Raw genomic sequence first — 21926 nt, forward strand, 5'->3', positions numbered from 1 at the left:
TGCTACGAGCCGACGTCGACCGCCGACCCGCCACTCAACCCGCCACGGCGCGGACGTAGGCGACGCAGTCGTCGTGCAGGGCGGACCACCGCTCACCGAACACCTGGTCCGCCGCGTCGTCCAGGGCGCGGTGCTCGTGCACCACCGTCCGGAAGAAGTCGAGCACCCGCTGCTCCCCGTACCGGTCGACCAGGTGGCGTACGGCCAGGTAGCCGACGCCGTAGCTGCCGCCGACCCGGTCGTCGGCCGCGTCGTCGGCGGGGGCCAGCGAATCGAGCCGGCCGGTCCACCCGCCGTGGACGAGCGTGCGCACCTCGGCCAGGCCCTCGTAGCGGCCCACCGGCTGGCCGTCCGTACCCGCGTACTCGGCCAGCCCCTCCACGAGCCACCAGTTGGACCGGTCGGAGTAGCCGTGGTCCGGCAGGGACGCGGCGTGGGTCAGCTCGTGCCGGAGCAGCTCGCCGACCCCGGCCGAGGTGAGGCTCTGCGCGTTCAGCACGACGTCGTGGTGTCCGCCGCCGACGCCGACCGCGTACCCGGCGGTCCACTTCGGTCGGCCACCGCCGTACCAGCGCTGCCACTCCGCCCGGCCGGCGTAGAAGACCAGGTAGGGGTCCGGTGGGGTGCCGGTGACCGCGTAGCGGTCGGCGACCGCGGCGGCGGCCTCGGCCTGGGCGAGCAGCCCGGGAAGCTTGGCCCGCAGCGCCGGCGTGGTGGCGACGACGGCCCGCTTCCCGACCGCCACGGCCAGGTCACTCACCTCCCAGGGCCGGGCACCGGCGGGCTTCGCCCGGGACTCCTCGACGGCGAGCAGTCGGGGTTCCTCTCCGACCACGTGCCACCGGGTGCCGATCTTCACCGTGCTCGGGGTGCAGCCGGGCACCACGAAGCAGTAGCGGACCGTCACCGCCAGCCGCCACTCCCCCGGTCGCCCGTCGACCGCCGCCGGCACCCCGTCCGCCGCCGGCTGCCACACGGTGACCCGCAGCGCGTGCAGCGCGGCGTACCGGCGGATGAGGTCGGGGCGGCCGGCCGGCTCGGCGACGGCGAGGAAGCCGGCCCGGTCGCCGCCGAGCAGCGCGCTCGCCTGACGGTCGAGCTGCGCCGTCATCCGCACGCCGAGTCGCCGCGCCGCCGCCGCGGCCGGATCGTCGTCCCGGCCCGCCGCTGGCCGCCCGGCCGCATCCCCCACCAGACCCAGCAGGAGTACGCCCGGAACACCGCACGCCACCAGGGCGAGCACCAGCGCCAGCGCGGTCCAGAGCGGCCAGCCCCGACGACGACGCAGCGCTCCGCCGCTCGCCGCGACGGCCGGATCGGGCTGCTCGCCGTCGCTCACCGCCGGGCCCGGGGCCTGCTCGTCACCGTCGGTCACCGGCGAAGGGTACGACCAATCGGGCGATCCGGCCAGAGGCCCGCGCGTCGGCAAGGTGCCGCCCACTCCCGTCCGCCCGAACGAGTGTTCCCGGCACCTACGAACTTGATGTCGCAGACGACTCACCGGCGGCGGGGGGTGGCCGCGCCCGACGGACCCGCGCGTGAGTCGTTTTCGACATCAACTCTGTAGGCACCCGAAGGTGTCGTCCCGCTCCGCCGGGCATCCGCCGGCCCGGTCACGCCCGGCTCGGCGCGAGCCAGGCCACCACGCGGGACCGCGGAGTGGGGCGATGGTGCTGCCGGGCGCAGGGCCCGCCCGCGAGGCGCGCCGGCAGCGGGCAGCGTGCGGGCCGGCTCAGACCGGGTCGCCGGAGAGCGCGAGCAGCGCCTTGTCCGCCGTCCAGAGGGCGACCAGCAGGACTCCGGGTACCGGCTGCCCGGCCGACGCGAGCAGCAGGCCCCCGGTGACGAAGCAGGCGGCCTGCACGGTGAGCTTGGCCGCCGCAGGCAGCGACACGGTGGCCTTCGGCGAGCAGAACAGGCCCCACACCACGGCGATCAGCAGCGGCGCGCCGAGGCCGGCGAGCAGCCGGACCGACCAACTGGCGTCGCGGGTGAAGCCCCACCAGCCGGCGGCGACGAGCAGCGCCAGTTCCAGCAGGAAGATGAGCCCCAGCAGCGGTGCCTTCATCAGGACCGCCAGCCCCGGAACGCGGTGTCCAGCGCGGCCACCATCTGGTCGAAGGAGCGGTCGATGTCCCGGGGCAGGCCAAACCCACCGGCCGCCTCGAGGGTGCTGAAGCCGTGCACCGCGGCCCGGAACATCCTGGTGGCGTCGACGGCCGCATCGCCGGTGAGGTCGTACCCGCGCAGGATCGCGTAGATCGCGCCGACGGCCCGCTCGGCGGCGGCGACATGCTCGGGGTCGGCGGGATCCGGCGCCCGCTGTATGGCCGGGTAGCGGCCGGGGTGCCGGCGGGCGTACCCCCGGTACGCCGCGGCCACCGCGCGGAGCGCGTCGTCGCCGGCCCGGCCCGCGGCGGCGGCGGTCAGCTCGGTGGCGATCTCTGCGGTCGCCAGCACGGCCAGCTTCCGGTGCAGGTCGTCCACGCCCTTGACGTGCTTGTAGAGGCTCGGCAGCGCGACCCCGAGCCGGCCGGCGAGCGCGGCCAGGGTGAGCCGGTCGTAGCCGACCTCGTCGGCGAGCACGGCCGCCTCCCGGACCACGGCCGCCGGGGTGAGGCCGGCCCTAGGCACCGAACGTCACCGCCAGGAACTCGACCAGGTCGGCGGCGGTGGCGTCGGGCTGGTCGGCGTGCGGGTAGTGACCGGAGTCGGCGATCATGCGCGCCTCGGCGGTGGCGAACAGCCGCCGGGCGGCCCGCGCCTCGGCGCCTGGGTCCGGGAAGTCCGGGTCCTTCGTACCCATCAGCACCAGCACCGGCTGCCGCACGTCCCGGGCCCGCGCGGTCCAGTGCGGCTCGACCGGCGCGATCACGCCGCGCACCGCGGCCATCCGGCCGCGCAGCTTGGCGACCAGTTCCTTCCGGTACGCGGCGTCGTCGTCCGGCCGCCCGCAGGGGAAGAGCGTGCGGTGAAACATCCCGAACAGTCGGGGGCTGCGCAGGACGACCGCCTGCGCCAGGCGCATGACCGGGTTAGGGTTCGGCGGGGCGACGAACGGGCTGACCTGGACGATGCCGTTGACCAGCTCGGGCGCGTCGGCGGCGGCGAAGACCACGGCCGCCGCGCTGGACGAGCTGCCGACCAGGGTGGCCGGGCCGCCGAGCGCCCGGACCACGGCGAGCAGGTCGGCGCCCACCTCCGCCGGGGCGTACGTGGGCCAGTGGGCGCTGGAGTCGCCGTGCCCGCGGACGTCGACCGAGGCCACCCGGTAGCCGGCCGCCACCAGCCGGGGCACCAGGTGCCGGAAGGTTGCCCGGTTCTCCCCCATACCGTGCGAGAGGACCACCAGCGGGCCCGCCCCGTGCACCTCGTACGCGATGGCTCCGCCGTCCCGCGACACCCGGCTAACAGTCATAGCCAAAAGGCTAATGCCATTAGCTTCAACCGTCAAGGGTGCCCAGGAACGAGGAACGGGCCGGCGGGACAGGGTCCCACCGGCCCGTTCCGCCGCCGGTCAGCTCACTTCTTCGAGATCAGCGCGCGCCCGAAGAACATCAGGTTGGCCGGGCGCTCGGCCAGCCGCCGCATCAGGTAGCCGTACCACTCGTCGCCGTAGGGCACGTAGGTGCGCACCGTGTAGCCCTCACCGACCAGGCGGGCCTGCTCCTCGGGGCGGATGCCGAACAGCATCTGGAACTCGAAGCGCTCCGGCTCGCGGTCGAACCAGCGGGCCCGGTCCGCGCCGATGGCGATCAGCCGCGGATCGTGGGTGGCCAGCATCGGGTAGCCGTCCCCGGACATCAGCACGTTCAGGCACCGCACGTACGACTTGTCCACCTCGCGGGCGGACTGGTAGGCCACCGACTCCGGCTCCTTGTACGCGCCCTTGCAGAGCCGCACCCGCGACCCCGCGCCGGCCAGCTCCCGGCAGTCCGACTCGGTACGCCGCAGGTACGCCTGGAGCACCGCGCCGGTCGACGGGTAGTCCTTGCGCAGCTTGGCGAGGATGTCCAGGGTCGAGTCGGTGGTGGTGTGGTCCTCCATGTCCAGGGTGACCGTGGTGCCCGCCGCGTCGGCCGCCGCGCAGATCGCCCGCGCGTTGTCGTACGCGAGCTGCTCGTCGAACTTCTGCCCGAGGGCGGACAGCTTCACGCTCACCTCGGCCGCCGGGGTGAGCTCGGCGGCGGCGAGCAGCCGCAGCAGCTTGAGGTATTCGTCCCGGGTGGCGTTCGCCTGCTCGGGGGTGACGGTGTCCTCGCCGAGGTAGTCGAGGGTGACCGCTTGGCCGTCGGTGACGAGTACGCGGGTCGCGCGCAACGCGTCGTCGGTGCCGGCACCGGCGACGAACCGGCGGACGACGTCCCGGGTGAACGGGGCCGTCGCAACGAGCCGCTCGACCTGGGATGACCGGGAGGCGGCGAGGATGACGGAACGGAGCATGAGCTGAGCGTAACGCCCGCTCGCCGACCCCCGCCCGGGGCCGGCCACCAACGTCACGCTCCGTCCCGGCCAGGGGAAACGAGGGCTCCCGGTCGCCGCGCGGCGACCGGGAGCCCTCCGGGCAGGCGGGCTGGCGCGGATCGGCTACAAGGATCTTGTGGAACGACACCCCCGACGCCGCCTCCGGTCGGCCACCGTGCAGCTCGGCGCGCTGACCGCTCTGGCGCTCGCCCTCTCCGGCTGCAACCTGACCGACGACGATGACGACTGCGCCCTCGGCCCGGCCGATGGCGGCGGGGACAACGTCGCGCTGGCACTGCGGGCCCCGGCACCCGCCGCCGCGCGGGACGCGTCCCCGCCGGTCGCCGCGGCGCTGCCCGCGCGCGGTGGCTTCGGCACCCACCTCGCCTCCTGCGGCGGCTGAGGTGCGGCGCGAGGCCAGCCTCCCGCGCCCCGGCTGGGACGCCACCATCCGCTCCCAAGGTCTGGTGTACGTCGACACCGAACTGCCCGACGGCGGCGTGATGTCGTACTGGGACGAGACCGCGGCGTACGCCTTCGAACTGGACGAGGTGCTCCGGCTGGAGGAGGCGACCGAGGAGCTGCACCGGATGTCGGTGGCCGCCGCCGAGCACGTGGTGGCCCGCAACCGGTACGCGGAGTTCGGCATCCCGGCCTGGGCCGCCGAGGCGGTCGCCCGGTCGCTGCGCGAGGCACCGCCGACCCTCTACGGCCGCTTCGACCTCTGGTACGACGGGTCCTGGCCGCCGAAGCTGCTGGAGTACAACGCCGACACGCCGACCGCGCTGGTCGAGGCGAGCATCGTCCAGTGGTACTGGCTGGAGCACATCCGGCCCGCGGCGGACCAGTGGAACAGCCTGCACGAGCGGCTGGTCGGGGCGTGGGCGAAGATCGGTGCCGGCCTGCACGACCGGCGGGTGCACGTGGTCTGGTCCGCGGCAGAGGAGTCGGGCGAGGACCAGATCACCGCCGGCTACCTCGCCGAGACGGCCCGCCAGGCCGGGCTGGACGTCACGCTCATGCCGATCCAGGAGATCGGCTGGGACGGGCGACGCTTCGTGGACGCCGCCGACCGACCGATCACCACCTGCTTCAAGCTCTACCCGTGGGAGTGGATGCTGGCCGAGCCGTACGGGCCGCCGGCGCTGGCACCGGGCACCCCGACCACCTGGATCGAGCCGGCCTGGAAGCTGCTGCTGTCGAACAAGGCGCTGCTGGCGGTGCTCTGGGAGCTGTACCCGGACCACGAGTACCTGCTGCCGGCATACCTGGACTCGCCGCGCGGGATGACCGAGTACGTGGCGAAGCCGCTGCTCGGCCGGGAGGGCGCGGCCGTCCGCATCGTGACCCGAGGCACCGAGATCACCAATCCCGGGAGCTACGGCGACGAGGGCTTCTGCTACCAGGAGTTCCGCGCGTTGCCCGATTTCGCCGGCAATCACACGGTGCTGGGGAGCTGGATCGTCGACGGCGAGTCGGCCGGCGCCGGGGTGCGCGAGAGCGCGAGCCTCATCACCGACAGTTACGCCCGGTTCCTCCCCCACTACATCGACGCGCCGCGAACGCCGTGAGTCGTCTACCGTTGGTCTCGTGAACTTCGACGCGTACGCCCGGACCGGAGTTGATCTCGTCAACACCCGTCTGGACGACCTCGACGACCTGCGGGCCCTGTTTCCGGACGAGAACGCGTGGATGCGCGACGAGGTCACGGAGCGGGACCTGGCGATCCTCCGGCGGGCGCAGAAGCGCCTGCGCGACGTCTTCGAGTACGGCACCTCGGGCCGGGACGGCGAGGCGGTGGCGGAGCTGAACACGCTGCTGGAGGCGTTCCCGGTGCAGCCGCGCATCTCCGGCCACGACTCCAGCGACTGGCACATGCACGTGACCAGCCGGGGTGCCTCGGTCTCGTCGGAATACCTGGCCGGCGCGGTCTGGGGCCTGTCGGTCTGGCTCTGCGAGTACGGCAGCGCCCGGTTCGGCGTCTGCGCCGACGAGCGCTGCGGCAACGTCTACCTGGACACCTCGTCGAACTGCTGCCGGCGGTTCTGCTCGGAACGCTGCGCCACCCGCTCGCACGTGGCCGCCCACCGGGCCCGGAAGCGGGCCGCCGTCGGCGACCAACTGCCGGTGCCGGCCCAGTCGGAACCGCTCACCCCGGTCAGCTGACCCGCACCAGGGTCAGGCGTCGACCGGGGACGGGGCGGTGAGGTTGGCGCGGGCGAACTCGAGCGCCGCGCGGAGGTCGGCCTCACGCACCGCGCGGCTCTTCGCGCCCCGGGTGGTGACCTCCACCGCCACCGAACCGGTGAAGCCACGGCCGGCCAGCGAGCGGAGCAGCTCCGCGCAGGGCTGGCCGCCACGACCGGGCACCAGGTGCTCGTCGCGCCCCTCGCCGGTGCCGTCGCCCAGGTGCACGTGGGCCAGGCCCGACCCCATCCGGTCGGCCATCGCCAGGGCGTCGGTGTGCGAGGCGGCGCAGTGCGAGAGATCCAGGGTGTACGCGGCGTAGCCGGTGTCGGTCGGGTCCCAGCCCGGGACGTACGGGACGAACTGCCGGCCGGCCATCCGCACCGGATACATGTTCTCCACCGCGAAGCGCAGCCCGCCGAACTGCCCGGCGATCGTGTCAAGGCCGTCGGCGAAGTTGCGGGCGTAGTCCCGCTGCCAGGTGAACGGCGGGTGCACCACGACCGTGGGTGCCTCCAGCGTCTCGGCCAGCTCGGCGGCCTTGCGCAGCCGCTCCCACGGATCGGGGCTCCACACCCGCTGGGTGACCAGCAGGCACGGGGCGTGCACCGAGAGGACCGGGACGCCGTAGTGGTCGGCCAGGCCGCGCAGCGCGCCCGGGTCCTGACTCACCACGTCGGTCCAGACCATCACCTCGACGCCGTCGTACCCGAGCGCCGAGGCCAGCTGGAACGCCGCCGCGGTCCGCTCAGGGAAGACCGAGGAACTGGAGAGGAGCACCGGCACGCGGGTAGTCACACCCTTCAGGGTAACCGCCTCCGCCGCAGCCCATCAGGACGAGCCTCCCCAAACCGCCCAGACCGACCCCGGTCACATCGGCGCCAGCTGATCGAGCCGGCGGAGGATGACTCCCTCCCGCAGCGCCCACGGGCAGATGTCCAACCGGTCCACGTCGAGCCGGCGCAGCACCGCCTCGGCCACCACGGCGCCGGCCAGCAGCTGGTGGGCCCGCCCCGCGCTCACCCCCTCCAGCTCGGACAGCTGCGCCGGCGGGATGTGCCGGATGAAGCCGAGCACCTGCCGCAGCCCGGTCCGGGTCAGGCTGCGCGGGGCCCACAGCCCGGCGCCCGACGGGGCGGCCCCGGCCAGCCGGGCCAGCGTCCGGAACGTCTTCGAGGTGGCGACCGGCCGCTCCCAGCCCACCTCGGCCAACTGCTTCACCACCGGGTCGAGCAGCGTGTGGACGTGCTCCCGCAGCTCCTCCACCGCCTCGGCGGACGGCGGCACGGCCCCGGCCGGGTCCACCCGCAGCCGTTCCCGGCTCAGCCGCCCGGCGCCGAGCGGCAGCGACACCGCCACGTCCGGCTCCTCGTCGATGCCGGCCGCCAGCTCCAGCGAGCCGCCACCGATGTCCAGCACCAGCAGCCGCCCGGCCGACCAGCCGAACCACCGCCGGACCGCGAGGAAGGTCATCCGCGCCTCGTCCGCGCCGGAGAGCACCTCCAGCCGTACGTCGGTCTCGTCGCGGACCCGGGCCAGCACCTCGCCGGCGTTGGTGGCCTCCCGGACCGCGGAGGTGGCGAAGGCGAGCAGGTCGTCCACCGCCAGCCCGGCCGCCGCCGCGCGAGCCATGCCGACGGCCTTGACCAGCCCGTCCGCGCCCGCCTCGGTCAGCGCGCCGTCCGGGCCGATCTGCTCGGCCAGCCGGAGCACCACCTTCTCGGAGTGCGCCGGCCAGGGATGCGCCCCGTGGTGGGCGTCGACCACCAGCAGATGCACCGTGTTCGAACCGACGTCGAGGACACCCAGTCGCATGCTGACGACCCTAGGGCCAACACGTTTCTGCGGCTCGCCGGCCGGCCGGGCCGACCACGCGTACGCTGGTCCGGGTGACAGGCCAGATCGAGCTGCAGGTGCTGGTGGACGACCCCGACGACCCGCGCAGCCGGGAGGTGGAGCTGGACTTCCCCCGGGAGTGGATCGAGTTCGTCGACCCGGCGGACGAGAAGCACGTGGTCCGCGCCGACCTGACCTGGCTGCTCTCCCGCTGGACGTGCATCTTCGGCAAGGGCTGCCACGGCATCATCGCCGGCCGGGGCGCGGACGGCTGCTGCTCGCACGGCGCGTTCTTCACCGACTCGGACGACGAGAAGCGGGTCCGCGCCGCGGTCAAGCGGCTCACCCCGGAGACCTGGCAGCACTTCCGCAAGGGCTTCAAGAACTGGACCGAGAACGACACCATCGACGGGAAGAACCCGGCCCGGCGTACCGCCACCCGGGACGCCGACTCGCCGTGCGTGTTCCTCAACGACGCCGACTTCCCGGGCGGGGGCGGCTGCGCGCTGCACGCCCAGGCACTGCGCGACGGGGCGCACCCGCTGGAATACAAGCCGGACGTCTGCTGGCAGCTGCCCATCCGCCGGGACCAGGACTGGCACAAGCGGCCGGACAACACCAAGGTGCTGATCTCCACGCTCGCCGAGTTCGACCGGCGGGGCTGGGGCGCCGGCGGGCACGACCTGGACTGGTGGTGCACGTCCTCCACCGACGCGCACGTCGGCGCCGAGCCGATGTACGTCTCGTACGGCCCGGAGCTGACCGCGCTGATCGGCGCAGCCGCGTACGCGAAGCTGGCGGAGCTGTGCGCGGCCCGGCTGCGCCAGGGCCAGGTCGCCCCCCACCCGGCCAGCGAGGGCTGACCCCGGCTACGCCGACGCGTCGACGGGCAGGACGACCACCCCGTCGTCGTCGCTGTAGACGTGCGCGCCCGGCGCGAAGACGCAGTTGCCGAAGAACACCGGCACGTCCCGCTCGCCCGCGCCGGTCTTGGCGCTCTTGCGCGGGTTCGTGCCGAGCGCCTTGATGCCGATCGGGAGGGTACGCAGCGCGGCCACGTCCCGGACCGCGCCGTTGATCACCACGCCGGCCCAACCGTTCTCCGCCGCCGTGCCGGCGATGAGGTCACCCATCAGGGCGGTGTGCACGGAGCCGCCACCGTCCACCACCAGGACGCGACCCTCCCCCGGTTCGGCGACGATCGACTTCACCAGGGCGTTGTCCTCGAAGCAGCGCACCGTCACGGCCGGTCCGCCGAAGGCCGGCACCCCGCCGAACTGGCGCAACTGGGTGTCGCACGAGCCGAGGGTCTCGCCGTACCGGTCGTAGAGGTCGGCGGTGGTGGGCGTCTCCATGGTGGTCCTTTCGCTCAGTTCGGGTTCGGATCCGTACGGTGCAGGCCGGTGGCGGCGACGGCCGCGCCGGCCAGGCCCGCGGCGGTGCAGGCGAGCACGCCGGCCGCCCCGGCGCCGGCCGCCAGCACGCCGGCGGCGCTGGGGATGAGCACCTGGCCGAGCCGGTTGCCGGTGAGTCGGAGCGACATCGCCCGGCCGCGCAGCCCGGGCGGCGCCGACTCGGCCAGGAACGACATGGTGAGCGGCTGCCCGGCGCCGAGCCCGAGGCCGGCGACGGTGACGACCACGGCCATCGCCCAGAACGGCAGCGGCGGCAGCAGCAGCGCCAGCCCGGCGGCGGAGAGGGCGACCGTGCCGATCAGCAGCCAGCGCCGGCCGATCGCGGCGACCAGCCGGCCGAGCCCCAGCCGCGAGACCATCGACGCGACCGCGCGCAGCCCGAGCAGTACGCCGATCTCGCCGGCCGCGATGCTCCGCTCGGCGCCGAGGGCGGGCAGGTAGACCAGGGTGATGTCGACCGCCGCCAGGACCACGCAGCTGACCGTGAGGGCACGCACCAGCCCGGGCTGGCGGAGCAGGTCCCGCATGCCCCCGGCGTCCGGCCCGGCCGCCGCCTGATGGTGCGCGGACGGGCGGAGGAACGCGGCGGCGGCCAGGAGCGGCACGGCCAGCGCGGTGGCGCCGAGGAAGATGGCCCGGGTGTCCGGGATCGGCCGGTCCCCGCCGAAGACCACGATCAGGCCGGGCCCGAGCGCCTGCCCCAGGGAGGCGGCGAAGGTGTAGTAGCCGAAGGCCGCGTCGTACCGGTCGGCCGGGGTGCGGTTGGCGACCAGCGCCTGCTGGGCCACCACCGCGCAGAGATGCGCGGTGCCGAGCAGCATGCTGGCCAGCACCAGGCCGGCCACCGAGCCGGCGAACAGCACGAAGGCGAGTCCGGCGGCGGCGAGCAGGGCCGACCCGGCGAGCGCCACCCGGCGCTCGCCGAACCGGTCGACCGCGTGGCCGCTGGGCACGGCCAGCACCAGCGGTACGACAGCGAAGCTGGCCCCGAGCACGCCCAGCCAGGCCCCCGGCACGTCCAGTTCCAGCGCCCGGTACGCGGACGCGGGCCGGAGCATGAAGGTGACCGCCTGCAGCACGACGGTGTGCGCGAGCAGCAGGGCGGTCTGGGCGCGCCCGGGAGCGGTCAGGCTCCCGGGCGCCACTCAGCCGGCCTTCACGGCGAGAACCGGGCAGGGCACCCGGAGCAGGATCTCCTGCGCGGTCGACCCCATGATCAGCTTGCCCACCGGGGTGCGGTGCCGGATGCCGATCACCACCAGCGACACGTCCTCCGCCTCGACGATCTCCTCGATCTCCTCGGCCGCGTCCCGTCCCCGCACGAGTTGCCGCACACTGTGCGGCACCCCGGCGGCGGTCAGCTCGCGCGTGACCCGCTCCAGATCGGGCTCCTGCGCGAGGCGCGGGTCGGCGTACGCGTCGCCGCGGGAGGTGTTCACCACGAGGATCGGCTCCTCGCGGAACCTCGCCTGCTCGATCGCCGCCCGCAGGGCCGCCTCGCCCAGCGGCGACGGCACATAGCCCACCAGCACGGTCATCCGGTCACCAACCTTCCCCGCAGCGGGCGGACCACGAACCGCCCGACCAGCGGCCAGAGGAGCACCACGGCGATCGCGGCGTAGATCAGCCAGGACACCCAACCGCCGAGCAGCCCGTGCAGCTCACCGCCGGAGAGCTGCAACGCCCGCCGGCCCTGCAGCTCGGCACGCGGGCCGAGGATGATGCCGACGATCAGCGGCAGGATCGGCAGCCCGAACCGCCGCATGCCGAAGCCGAGCAGACCGAGCGCGAGCAGCAGGAACAGGTCGAACGGCTGGGCGTTGACCGCGTACGCGCCCATCGAGGCGAAGAAGAGGATCCCCGCGTAGAGGTAGGGGCGCGGGATCCGGAGCAGGCGCGCCCAGGCCGGGGCGAGCGGCAGGTTGAGCACCAGCAGCAGCAGGTTGCCGATGAAGAGGCTGGCGATCAGGGTCCAGACCAGGCTGGACTCCCGGGTGAAGAGCAGCGGGCCGGGCTGGATGCCGTACCCCTGGAAGGCGGCCAGCATCACCGCGGCGGTGGCGTTGGTCGGCAGGCCGATGGCCAGCATCGGCACCAGGGTGCCGGCGGCCGAGGCGTTGTTGGCCGCCTCCGGCCCGGCGACGCCCTCGATCGCGCCCCGGCCGAACTCCTCCTTGTGCTTCGAGAGCTTCTTCTCGGTGACGTACGACAGGAACGTGGGGATCTCCGCCCCGCCGGCCGGCACCGCGCCGAACGGGAACCCGAACGCCGTGCCGCGCAGCCACGGCTTCCAGGACCGTTTCCAGTCCTGCTTGCCCATCCACGGCTGGCCCACCGGGATCACCTCGCCGGCCTTGCGGCGCAGGTGCGCGGCGATCCAGAGCGCCTCGCCCACGGCGAAGATGCCGACCGCCACCACGACCACGTCGATGCCGTCGGCGAGCTGCGGGATCCCGAAGGTGAGCCGCTGCTGACCGGACTGGTCGATGCCGATCACACCGATCATCAGGCCGAGCACCAGCGACGCGAAGCCGCGTACCCGGGACGCGCCGAGCACCGCCGTGACGGACACGAAGGCCAGCAGCATCAGCGCGAAGTAGTCGGGCGCGCCGAGGCTGATCGCGAACTGCACCACCGGCGGGGTGACCACCACCAACAGCACGGTGGCGATGGTGCCGGCGACGAACGAGCCGATCGCGGCGGTGGCCAGGGCCTGGGCCGCCCGGCCCGCCTTGGCCATCTTGTTGCCCTCGATCGCGGTCACCACCGACGAGGACTCGCCGGGGGTGTTCAGCAGGATCGAGGTGGTCGATCCGCCGTACATGCCGCCGTAGAAGATGCCGGCGAACATGATGAAGGCCTGAGCCGGCTCCATCCCGTAGGTGACAGGCAGCAGCAGCGCCACGGTCATCGCCGGACCGATGCCAGGCAGCACGCCCACGGCGGTGCCGACGGTCACGCCGAGCAGCGCGAACAGCAGGTTCATCGGGGTCAGCACATTGGCGAACCCGTCGAGCAGGTTGGCGAGGTTGTCCATCTAGAGGATCCCTTGCAGCACGCCGGCGGGCAGGTCGACGCCGAGCCCGATGGCGAAGGTGTAGAACGTGATCAGCGACAGCGCGACGGCGATCAGCAGGTTCCGGACGTAGTGGCGGTTGCCGAGCGCGAACGCCGAGCCCCAGAAGAGGACCGTCCCGCTGATCACCCAGCCGAGCCGGTCGATGAGCACGGCGTTGACCAGGAACGCGCCGATCAGCAGCAGCACCGTGCGCCAGTCGATCGGAGTGCTCAGGTCGACGTCCTCGCCCGCCTCCGGCTCGCCGGCGCCGCCGCGGGCCACGTCCACCCCGTAGATGGCCGCGATGATCAGCAGCAGCACGCCGAGCAGGATCGGCACCGCCTTGGGGCCGATGGGGTCGGCCGTGTTGATCGCGTTCCCGATCCTGGTCGTCGCGTCGAAGATGACCAGCCCGCCGACCAGGGCCAGGAAGGCGCACACGCCGTACTGCGCCCGGTCCCGCTTAGGCGCTGGGCTCTCCGCCGCCGTCCCGTCGGCGTCCGGCCCGGTGTCCGCAGGTGGTGCCGCCGACCCGGCGGGCTGCCCCGCCGGGTCGGCGGCCGGCGGGTCCGCGACCGGGACGGGCGCGGGGGGCAGCGCGCCCGTCTCCCGGTCCGGCGGCGCCGCCTGGTCCGGCACGATGGGTACGGCCGGCCGGGACGGCGGATCGCCGCCCCGGTCCGGTCGGGTCGTCATGCCGGTCATGCCAGCCCGAGCTGCTTGAGCACGTCGGCCACGGCCTTGTCCTGCTCGGTCAGGAAGGTGCCGAACTCGTCACCGGTGATGAACGCGTCGGTCCAGCCACGCTTCTTCAGCTCGGCCTTCCACTCCTCGGAGTCGTGCATCTTGGTCAGCACGTCGATCCAGACCTTCTTGTCGGCGTCGCTGATGCCGGGCGGCGCGACGATGCCCCGCCAGTTGGTGAAGACCAGGTCGATGCCGGAGGACTTCAGGGTCGGCACGTCCTTGAGCGCCTCGATCGGCGCCTCGCTGGTCACCGCGAGGACCCGGATCTGGCCGGCCTCGACCTGGTCGAGGAACTCGCCGAAGCCGCTGGCGCCGAAGGCCACCTTGCCGCCGAGCACGGCCGGCAGCAGCTCGCCGCCGCCGTCGTACGAGACGAAGTTGACCTGGCGGGGGTCGATGCCGACGGTCTTGGCGAGCTGCATGGGCAGCAGGTGGTCCGGGCCACCGGGCGAGGAGCCGCCGCCGACGGCGATGCCCTTGGGGTTGGCCTTCCACGCCGCGACCAGGTCGTTGATGGTCTTGTACGGGGAGTCCTTCGGCACCACGATGGCGCCGGCCTCCTCGATCATCTTCGCCAGCGGCGTGGTCTGGGTCAGCGTCGCCGCCGACTTGGAGGTGTACGAGGCACCGACCACGCCCAGCCCCATCTGCATGGCGAGCTTGCCGTTGCCCTTCTCGTTCACGGTCCGCTGGAGGCCGACCGTGCCGCCCGCGCCGGGCAGGTTGAACACCTGCACGCCGGTGGCGATCTTGGCGTCCTCCATCACCTTCGCGGCGGTACGGGCCGTGGTGTCGTATCCGCCACCGGGGGTGTTCGGGACCATGATCCGCAGCCCGCTGACCGGCTTGCCGTCGTCGGCGGCACCGGCCCCACCCTTGTCGGCGGTGGCACCGCAGGCCCCCAGGGCGAGCGCCGTAGCGGCGGCCACGCCCATGACCAGCACGTTTCTCCTAGTTGCCATCATGTTTCTCTTCCGTTTCGAATGAGTCCGGCGGCAAGATGGTGGCCTCTGAGCAGGCAAGCTGTCTGCGTTGTGTCACCAGCGGAAGTTGAGGTCTTTGTGGTCGCGGTCACGTCCCGGCGCCGTACGCTCGCCGGGCAACTGCTCGTCCTCCAGCTCGCGATCATCGTCGTGGTGCTGGTGGCGGTGGCTGCTGTCTCGCTGGCCCAGTCCGCAGCCACCTTCAACCGGGTCGAGGGACGCCGGGTCGCCGCGCTCGGCGAGGAGCTCGCCGGCAGCCCGCTGCTGCGCGACCAGCTCACCCAGCCGGCGCCCGGCGAGGCGATCGCACCGCTGCTGCAGAACACGCTGATCCGGTCCGGGGTGACCCACGTGACCGTGGCCAACGAGCGGGGCCGGGTGGTCAGCTCGACGGACCCGACGTTGGTCGGCAGCCGCGTGGTGCTCGGCGACCCCCGGGTCGCGCAGGGCCGGAGCTGGTTCGGGGAGCTGGCGGTCGACGGGCCGCAGGAGCTGGTGGCGCAGGTGCCGGTACTCGGCGACGACCCGGTGACGAAGAAGAACCTCGGCCGGTACCTGGGCGTGGTGGTCGTCGGTGAGAAGTCGCCGAGCTGGTCGGAACGACTGGTCGGGGCCTCCTCGTACCTGCTCACCTACCTGGGCATCGCCTGCGGGCTCGGGGTGATCGGATCGTGGCTGCTGGCCCGGCGGATCAAGCGGCAGACCCTCGGCCTGGAGCCCCGGGAGATCGCCGGGCTGGCCGAGCACCGGGAGGCGCTGCTGCACGGCATCGCCGAGGGGGTGATCGCGCTGGACCCGCAGCAGCGCGTCACCCTGGTGAACGCGGTGGGCCGGCGGCTGCTCGACCTGCCCGAGGAGTGCCTCGGCCGCAGCCTCCGCGAGCTGCGCATCAACGGCCGGCTGCGGGACGTGCTGGCCGGGCCCGGCAGCGGCCCGGACGCCCGGGACCAGGTGGTGGTCCGGCGCGGCCGGGTGCTGGTGATGAACCGGATGACGGTCCGCAAGGACGGCCGCCGGCTGGGCTCGGTCACCACGCTGCGGGACCGTACCGAGCTGGCCCGGCTGGAGCAGGAGCTCGGCTCGTTCCGCAGCACCACCGAGCTGCTGCGGGCGCAGACCCACGAGTTCGCCAACCAGTTGCACACCATTTCCGGGCTGATCCAGATCGGCGAGCACGACGAGGTGGTCCGGTACGTGGACGCGCTGAGCCGGCACCGGGCGTCACTCGACCTGACGGTCACCAGCCGGATCCACGACACGGCGATCGCGGCGCTGCTCATGGCGAAGTCGGCGGTGGCCGCGGAACGCCGGGTGGAGCTGCGGATCTCCGAGCAGACCGGGCTGGACCGGCTGCCGGCGGAACTGTCGGCGGACGTCGCCACGGTGCTCGGCAACCTGGTGGACAACGCGGTCGAGGCGGTGGCAGGCGGCCGGGAGGCGGCCGGCGACCCGGCGGAACAGCCCGCCTGGGTGGAGGTCGAGCTGCGGCAGGACGCCTCCTCGGTGGAGATCGTCGTCCGCGACTCCGGCCCCGGCGTCGCGCCGGAACTGGCGCAGGAGGTCTTCACCCACGGCTTCACCACCAAGGCGGCCCACAGCGGCGAGCGGGGCATCGGCCTGGCGCTCACCCGCCTGGTGTGCCACCGCCGCGGCGGCGAGGTGGCGGTGACCAACACCGCCGAGGGCGCCATGTTCACCGCGCGGATGTCGGTGCTGGCCAGCATGTTGGAGGAGGCGCGATGATCGACGTGCTCGTCGTCGACGACGACTTCATGGTGGCCCGGATCCACCGCGGGTTCGTCGAACGGATCGACGGCTTCCGGGTGGTCGGCACCGCCAGCACCGGCGAGCAGGCGGTGGCGGCGGTCGAGGAACTCCGACCCGACCTGGTCCTGCTCGACCTCTACCTGCCCGACATGTTCGGCCTCGACGTGGTGACCCGGATCCGGGCCGCCCGGCACGACTGCGACATCCTGGTGATCAGCGCCGCCCGCGAGGCCGAGGCGGTACGCCGGGCCGTCCGCTATGGCGCGGTCAACTACCTGCTCAAGCCGTTCGGCTTCGACGAGCTGCGCACCCGGCTGGCGCAGTACGCCGCCCGCCGCGCCGCCCTGCGTACGGCGGTGGTCGCCGACCAGGCCGACGTCGACCGGGTACTCTCCCGCAGCGGCTCGACGGCCACCACTCCGGCGCTGCCGCGCGGACTCAGCCCGGAAACCGCCGAGCTGGTGGAACGCGCCCTCCGCGGGCACACCGGGACCCTCTCCGCCAGCGAGTGCGCCGACCGGGTCGGCATCTCCCGGGTCAGCGCCCGTCGCTACCTGGAGCACTTCTCGGGGACCGGGCGGGCCGAGGTGACCCTGAAGTACGGCGCAGCCGGCCGGCCTGAACGCCGCTACGCCTGGGTGGCCTGAGCCGGCCGCTGCGGGCTGCGGTTGACGGCTGGGGGCGGGCGTGCCCGGCTCCGGTCAGGCTTGATCCCTGCCTTCCGCTTGGGGGCTGGGGGCGACCGGCTCCGGTCAGCCTTGATCCCTGCTTTCCGGTTGGGGGCTGGGGGCGACCGTGCCCGGCTCCGGTCAGCCTTGTTCCCTGCTTTCCGGTTGGGGGCTGGGGGCGACCGTGCCCGGCTCCGGGCGGTCAGGCTTGATCCCTGCGCCGGGCACGGTCGCCCCCAGCCCCGTCGTGCGCCTTGCCCGCCCGTGCGTTGCGGTCTTCCTTTGGTACGCCCCGGCGTGCGGCTGATCTTGGACAGTTTCCGTTCCCCGCTGACAGGACGTGCCCAAGATCTGAAGACGTCAGCATCCAGAGACACTGCTGGCCGGCACCCGTGTTGGGGTGCCGGCCAGCGGCGTTGTGTGCTTGTTCGGTTGTCAGCTGTGGTGCTCGGCTGTGGTGCTCGGCTGTGGTGCTCGGCTGTTTGGGTCAGCTGTTCCAGTGCTGGGCGACGAGGTCGGCGGCCTGCTGTTCCCACTGGGCGTAGGCATCCGGGTAGGCCGACACCTGCACCGTCTGCGCGGCCTTGGTCAGCGGCATGTCCTGCCAGCCGTCGATCTGCTTCAGGCCCTTCTCGAACGCCAGAGTCGCGTACTCGGGGTTCGTGATCTGCTCCGGCGTACCCCAACCGCTGGAGGGGCGCTGCTGGAACAGGCCCAGCGAGTCGTGGTCATTCTTGTCGCCGAGGTGGCCCAGGTTCTCCAGCTTCGACTCCTGCAGGCTGGTGGCGATCGAGATCACCGCGGCCCGCTCCGGCAGGCCGGCCTTCTTGGTGGCGGCGATGATCGCCTTCGCGTTGGCGGTCTGCTCGTCGTTCAGGGTGATCTTCGACTGGGCGCCCTGCACGCCATGCGGCACCAGCTTGCCCATGTCCGGCTTGTCGGCCTGCACCGCCGTCACCGGCTTGGCCGCGGTGGCCGGGGCATCGGCGTGGGCGGCGATGGGGCCGGCGAACACGCCACCGGTGAAAGCCAGACCAGCAACACCAAGAATGCTCTTACGCAGGATCGTGTTCATGATCAAAGCTCCATTCGGGGGTTGGCGCACACACCGATGGGGGCCGGCTACATGTGCGCAAGCACCGTCAAGCGCTCAAAAAAGGGGGAAAGTCTTCAACCGGCTGGCTCGCGGGGCGAGGGGGGTTCGCCTCCTGCGCGGCGCCGGGACCATATCCAACGACCGGCGGGCCACCATCATTCCGGGCCCGAGCACCCCGCCACACGGGGGCGGCTTCCTCGATCGCGAGTCATCTGCAACGACCGGCGGCCCACCAACATTCCGGGCCTGGCGACCCCGGCCTGCGGGGCGCCTTCCTCGGCCGTGCACCCGTGTTCAACGCCCGCGAGCCGGCCGCCATTCCGGGCCGGGGATGCCCACCGGCCGGCCGTAAATCGGACATCGCGCACCGCGATACGGGACGTGCGGGAGTAGACGTGCTCGACGCCGCGGAAACGGCGGTATCGGACACCCGCCGGCACCGCCACATCCCCGACCCGGAGTCGATCACGACCCCTGCGCGACAACCGAGGCCGATACTTTCGGGGAAAGTGGTCCTTCGGACACCTTCGGGGAAAGTGGCCCTTCGGAGCGCCGGAAGACCCCACTTTCGGCGAAAGTGCACACCTGGGCGGAACGAGGACAGGCCAACCAGGACGGGCCTCCAGCCCCGTACCCGAGGCACGAGCCACGCAGGTCGCACAATCCGGACGGTGCAGTACCACGACGCGGGTGTGGCCCGCCGTGACCGGCGCAGGGATCAAGCCTGACCGCCCGGAGCCGGGCACGGCGGGCCACACCCGAAAACCGCGACCAAAGACGACACGCATGCCCGGAGACCGTCACCGACGGCGGACGATCACGGCTCGAACTTGTAGCCCAGGCCCCGGACGGTGACGATGTAGCGCGGCGCCGAGGGCTCCGGCTCGATCTTCGAGCGCAGCCGCTTGACGTGCACGTCCAGCGTCTTGGTGTCGCCCACGTAGTCGGCGCCCCAGACCCGGTCGATCAGCTGCCCCCGGGTGAGCACCCGGCCCGCGTTGCGCAGCAGCAGCTCCAGCAGCTCGAACTCCTTGAGCGGCAGCTGCACGGGGCCGCCGTCGACGGTCACCACGTGCCGCTCGATGTCCATCCGGACCGGGCCGGCGGCCAGCGTCGGCGCACCCGACTCGGTCGCCTCCGCGCTCTGCCGGCGCAGCACCGCCCGGATCCGGGCCACCAGCTCGCGCGGCGAGTACGGCTTGGTCACGTAGTCGTCGGCCCCGATCTCCAGGCCGACCACCTTGTCGATCTCACTGTCCCGGGCGGTGACCATGATGATCGGGACGTGCGAGCGCTGACGGAGCTGCCGGCAGACCTCGGTGCCCGACATCTCCGGCAGCATCAGGTCGAGCAGCACGATGTCGGCACCGGTCCGGTCGAACTCGGTGAGGGCGGAGGTGCCGGTCGCGGCGACGGACACCTCGAAGCCCTCCTTGCGCAGCATGTAGGACAGGGCGTCGGAGAACGATTCCTCGTCCTCGACCACCAGTACGCGGCTCAACGGGGTGTTTCCTTTCCTGTCGGTCAGGCCTACCGGAGCTCGGCCGGGCCGGCCTCGATCCCAGCGGACGAGAGTGTCGCCTCCAGGTCGTCCGGGGGGCGCGCGGGCAGCCGGAGGGTGAACGTCGACCCTCCACCAAGAGTGCTCGACACGTCCACCCGACCGCCATGGTTGCTGGCGATGTGTTTGACGATGGCCAGGCCCAGGCCGGTGCCACCGGTGGCCCGGGAGCGCGCCTGGTCGGCCCGGTAGAACCGCTCGAAGATCCGGTCGACCTCGTTCGGGGCGATGCCGATGCCCTGGTCGGCCACGGCGATCTCGACGTACTCGTCGGTGGCTCGCGCGGTCACCCGGACCGTGGTGTCCTCGCCCGAGTAGTTGATCGCGTTCTCCACCAGGTTCGCCAACGCGGTGGCGAGCTGGCTGTCGCTACCGTACACGGTCAGGCCGCGCTGCCCATCGACGACGATCTCCACGTGGCGGGCCGTGGCACCGGTCCGGGTCCGGTCGATCACCTCGGCGATCACCCAGTCCACGGAGACCGGCTCCGGCGCGGGTTGCGGCTCGGCGCCCTGGAGCCGGGTCAGCTCCAGCAGTTCCTGGACGAGCCGGCCCAGCCGGGTCGACTCGTGCTGGATCCGCTCGGCGAACCGCCGGGCGGCGATCATGTCCTCGGAGAGGTCCGCCGCGCCCTCACCGGCCGGCTCGGTGGCGTCGACCAGCGCCTCGGCGAGGAGTTGGAGGGCCCCGATCGGGGTCTTCAGCTCGTGGCTCACGTTGGCCACGAAGTCCCGCCGGACCCGGGCCAGCCGGTGCGACTCGGTGACGTCGGCCGCCTCGACGGAGATGTAGCCGGCGCCGAGCCCCATCGCGCGCAGGTGCACGCCGAGCGGGTTGTCGCCCGCGCTGTCGCGACCACGCGGCAGGTCCAGCTCGATCTCGCGGCGCACGCCGGTGCGGCGGACCTGCCCGGCGAGGGTACGGATCAGCGGGTGCGCCACCATGGTGCCGGGCGTCCCGCCGGTGCGGAGCAGGCCCATCGCCCGCGCGGCCGGGTTCACCAGCACCGGCTGGTCGTCCGGGTCGAGCACCACCACGCCGGCGCGGAGCGAGTCGATCGTCTTCCGGCCGAGCCCGGAGAGCCCACCCTGCTGCTCGTCGGGAATCGCGGGCCTCCCTGCCTGCCAACGGGAGCGCTCGCTCCCCGATGACGCCGATCGGCGCCGCCACTGCCGGACGCGTCCGGACAGCAGCAGCCCGGCGACCAGTCCGGCCACCAGAGCCACGGCCACCACGGCCGCCACCGCCCAATCCACCCGGCGATCGTAGGGTCAATGTTCACCTGGTGATCGGGCGGAATGGGACGAACCACTCTCACTTCCGGGAAAGTTCACTCACGGGCCCCGCGTCGTTCACCCGGGTTCACCTTGGCGCCGGCACCCCCGGCCTACCGTGGGTCGCGCACCTGCTCACGCCGTACGCGGCCAGTCCCGGCCGCCTGCGGCCACCGACCTCAGGAAGTGACGATGCGCGACGAGTTCCGGGCCGACCTGCAGATTGTCAGCCAACTGCTGGTGGACATGGCGGAGGGGGTGCGCGCCGCTCTGCGCCAGGCCACCAGGGGCCTGCTCACCGCCGACCGCGCGGCGTCCGAGACGGTGGTCGTGCGGGACGCCGAGATCGACGAGCTCTACCGGCACGTGGAGGAGCGGGTCTGCGACCTGCTGGCCCGGCAGGCACCGGTCGCCTCCGACCTGCGGGCGATGATCACGGCCCTGCACGTGGCGGCCGACCTGGAGCGGATGGGCGACCTGGCCGACCACGTGGCCAAGACGGCGCTGCGCCGGCACCCCTCCCCGGCGGTGCCGGCCGAGCTGCGTCCGGTCTTCACCGACATGGCCGCCATCGCCGACCGGATGGCCGAGAAGATCGCCACGCTGCTGGCCCGGCCCGACGCCGCGCTCGCGGCCGAGCTGGACAGCGACGACGACGCCATGGACGACCTGCACAAGAGCCTCTTCGGCGTGCTGCTCGGCGACGACTGGCCGTACGGGGTGGAGACCGCGATCGACGCCACTCTGCTGGGCCGCTTCTACGAGCGTTTCGCCGACCACGCGGTGAACGTCGGCGAGCACGTGATCTACCTGATCACCGGCGAGGCCGCCGCCTCGGCGAGCTGAGCCCGGACGCGACGAAGGGGCCCG

The 21926-nt window shown here is 72.9% G+C and carries 23 protein-coding genes; 7 read left to right on the forward strand and 16 right to left on the reverse strand.

The features are described 5' to 3' along the window. Window positions 1–34 precede the first annotated feature (34 nt). The 5 genes from ACFYML_RS01610 to ACFYML_RS01630 form a co-directional block, all read right to left on the reverse strand. Window positions 35–1375, reverse strand: a complete 1341-nt coding sequence (locus ACFYML_RS01610; protein ID WP_387418751.1) for a hypothetical protein — start codon at window positions 1373–1375, stop codon at window positions 35–37. A gap of 357 nt (window positions 1376–1732) precedes the next feature. After that, complete coding sequence (locus ACFYML_RS01615) at window positions 1733–2068, reverse strand: YrdB family protein (protein ID WP_387418752.1); 336 nt, start codon at window positions 2066–2068, stop codon at window positions 1733–1735. Further along, entirely contained in the window at window positions 2068–2634 is a 567-nt protein-coding gene (locus ACFYML_RS01620) for a TetR/AcrR family transcriptional regulator (RefSeq protein WP_387418753.1), read from the reverse strand. Before ACFYML_RS01620 ends, ACFYML_RS01615 begins: the two co-directional genes overlap by 1 nt. Then, window positions 2627–3418, reverse strand: a complete 792-nt coding sequence (locus ACFYML_RS01625) for an alpha/beta fold hydrolase (protein ID WP_387418754.1) — start codon at window positions 3416–3418, stop codon at window positions 2627–2629. Before ACFYML_RS01625 ends, ACFYML_RS01620 begins: the two co-directional genes overlap by 8 nt. A gap of 104 nt (window positions 3419–3522) precedes the next feature. Then, on the reverse strand, window positions 3523–4443 hold the full coding sequence (locus tag ACFYML_RS01630; RefSeq protein WP_357438479.1) for a proline dehydrogenase family protein: 921 nt from the start codon (window positions 4441–4443) through the stop codon (window positions 3523–3525). Window positions 4444–4600: 157 nt separating this feature from the next. On the opposite strand from ACFYML_RS01630, the gene ACFYML_RS01635 reads away from it, so the two are divergent. The 3 genes from ACFYML_RS01635 to ACFYML_RS01645 are packed head-to-tail and all read left to right on the forward strand — an operon-like array spanning window position 4601 to window position 6630. After that, window positions 4601–4867, forward strand: a complete 267-nt coding sequence (locus ACFYML_RS01635) for a hypothetical protein (protein WP_387418755.1) — start codon at window positions 4601–4603, stop codon at window positions 4865–4867. Window position 4868: 1 nt separating this feature from the next. Continuing rightward, window positions 4869–6035 (forward strand): glutathionylspermidine synthase family protein, encoded by a 1167-nt coding sequence (locus ACFYML_RS01640; protein ID WP_387418756.1) that lies wholly within the window; start codon window positions 4869–4871, stop codon window positions 6033–6035. 19 nt (window positions 6036–6054) lie between these two features. Beyond that, window positions 6055–6630 (forward strand): CGNR zinc finger domain-containing protein, encoded by a 576-nt coding sequence (locus ACFYML_RS01645; RefSeq protein ID WP_387418757.1) that lies wholly within the window; start codon window positions 6055–6057, stop codon window positions 6628–6630. A gap of 12 nt (window positions 6631–6642) precedes the next feature. Here the strand turns inward: ACFYML_RS01645 and ACFYML_RS01650 are convergent, their stop codons facing one another. Together ACFYML_RS01650 and ACFYML_RS01655 are read right to left on the reverse strand one after the other, a co-directional pair. Beyond that, window positions 6643–7449 carry a sugar phosphate isomerase/epimerase gene (locus ACFYML_RS01650; RefSeq protein WP_357438490.1) on the reverse strand — a complete coding sequence of 269 codons (807 nt, stop codon included), beginning with the start codon at window positions 7447–7449 and terminating at the stop codon, window positions 6643–6645. 72 nt (window positions 7450–7521) lie between these two features. After that, entirely contained in the window at window positions 7522–8466 is a 945-nt protein-coding gene (locus ACFYML_RS01655) for a Ppx/GppA phosphatase family protein (RefSeq protein WP_387418758.1), read from the reverse strand. Window positions 8467–8540: 74 nt separating this feature from the next. Between ACFYML_RS01655 and ACFYML_RS01660 the strand changes: the two genes are divergently transcribed. Further along, window positions 8541–9350: a hypothetical protein gene (locus tag ACFYML_RS01660; protein ID WP_073834441.1), complete on the forward strand. Its 810-nt coding sequence runs from the start codon at window positions 8541–8543 to the stop codon at window positions 9348–9350. A gap of 6 nt (window positions 9351–9356) precedes the next feature. On the opposite strand, the gene rraA is transcribed toward ACFYML_RS01660, so the two are convergent. From rraA to ACFYML_RS01690, 6 genes are read right to left on the reverse strand one after another with little or no spacing between them, the layout of a single operon-like run. Then, window positions 9357–9842 (reverse strand): ribonuclease E activity regulator RraA, encoded by a 486-nt coding sequence (gene rraA / locus ACFYML_RS01665; RefSeq protein WP_387418759.1) that lies wholly within the window; start codon window positions 9840–9842, stop codon window positions 9357–9359. Between the two features lie 14 nt (window positions 9843–9856). After that, a complete protein-coding gene (locus tag ACFYML_RS01670) occupies window positions 9857–11047 on the reverse strand; it encodes an MFS transporter (RefSeq protein ID WP_387418760.1) in 1191 nt (396 codons plus the stop codon). Beyond that, window positions 11048–11440, reverse strand: coding sequence for a universal stress protein (locus ACFYML_RS01675; RefSeq protein WP_387418761.1), 393 nt, complete (start codon window positions 11438–11440; stop codon window positions 11048–11050). Continuing rightward, window positions 11437–12939: a tripartite tricarboxylate transporter permease gene (locus ACFYML_RS01680; RefSeq protein ID WP_357438504.1), complete on the reverse strand. Its 1503-nt coding sequence runs from the start codon at window positions 12937–12939 to the stop codon at window positions 11437–11439. Before ACFYML_RS01680 ends, ACFYML_RS01675 begins: the two co-directional genes overlap by 4 nt. Next, window positions 12940–13656, reverse strand: a complete 717-nt coding sequence (locus ACFYML_RS01685) for a tripartite tricarboxylate transporter TctB family protein (protein ID WP_387418762.1) — start codon at window positions 13654–13656, stop codon at window positions 12940–12942. A gap of 5 nt (window positions 13657–13661) precedes the next feature. Further along, window positions 13662–14669 (reverse strand): tripartite tricarboxylate transporter substrate binding protein, encoded by a 1008-nt coding sequence (locus ACFYML_RS01690; RefSeq protein ID WP_241825222.1) that lies wholly within the window; start codon window positions 14667–14669, stop codon window positions 13662–13664. 72 nt (window positions 14670–14741) lie between these two features. On the opposite strand from ACFYML_RS01690, the gene ACFYML_RS01695 reads away from it, so the two are divergent. Continuing rightward, window positions 14742–16433 carry an ATP-binding protein gene (locus tag ACFYML_RS01695; RefSeq protein ID WP_387418763.1) on the forward strand — a complete coding sequence of 564 codons (1692 nt, stop codon included), beginning with the start codon at window positions 14742–14744 and terminating at the stop codon, window positions 16431–16433. After that, window positions 16430–17104, forward strand: a complete 675-nt coding sequence (locus ACFYML_RS01700; protein ID WP_387418764.1) for a response regulator — start codon at window positions 16430–16432, stop codon at window positions 17102–17104. Before ACFYML_RS01695 ends, ACFYML_RS01700 begins: the two co-directional genes overlap by 4 nt. A gap of 508 nt (window positions 17105–17612) precedes the next feature. Here the strand turns inward: ACFYML_RS01700 and ACFYML_RS01705 are convergent. From ACFYML_RS01705 to ACFYML_RS01715, 3 genes are all read right to left on the reverse strand, one after another. After that, window positions 17613–18200, reverse strand: a complete 588-nt coding sequence (locus tag ACFYML_RS01705) for a hypothetical protein (protein ID WP_387418765.1) — start codon at window positions 18198–18200, stop codon at window positions 17613–17615. Between the two features lie 838 nt (window positions 18201–19038). Beyond that, window positions 19039–19722, reverse strand: coding sequence for a response regulator transcription factor (locus ACFYML_RS01710; protein ID WP_073834450.1), 684 nt, complete (start codon window positions 19720–19722; stop codon window positions 19039–19041). Between the two features lie 29 nt (window positions 19723–19751). After that, window positions 19752–21038: an ATP-binding protein gene (locus ACFYML_RS01715; protein WP_357443518.1), complete on the reverse strand. Its 1287-nt coding sequence runs from the start codon at window positions 21036–21038 to the stop codon at window positions 19752–19754. A gap of 210 nt (window positions 21039–21248) precedes the next feature. Between ACFYML_RS01715 and phoU the strand changes: the two genes are divergently transcribed. After that, window positions 21249–21902: a phosphate signaling complex protein PhoU gene (phoU, locus tag ACFYML_RS01720; protein WP_387418766.1), complete on the forward strand. Its 654-nt coding sequence runs from the start codon at window positions 21249–21251 to the stop codon at window positions 21900–21902. Window positions 21903–21926 lie beyond the last annotated feature (24 nt).

Origin of the sequence: Micromonospora sp. NPDC007230, assembly GCF_042869115.1 — a bacterium.
Taxonomy (GTDB): Bacteria; Actinomycetota; Actinomycetes; order Mycobacteriales; family Micromonosporaceae; genus Micromonospora.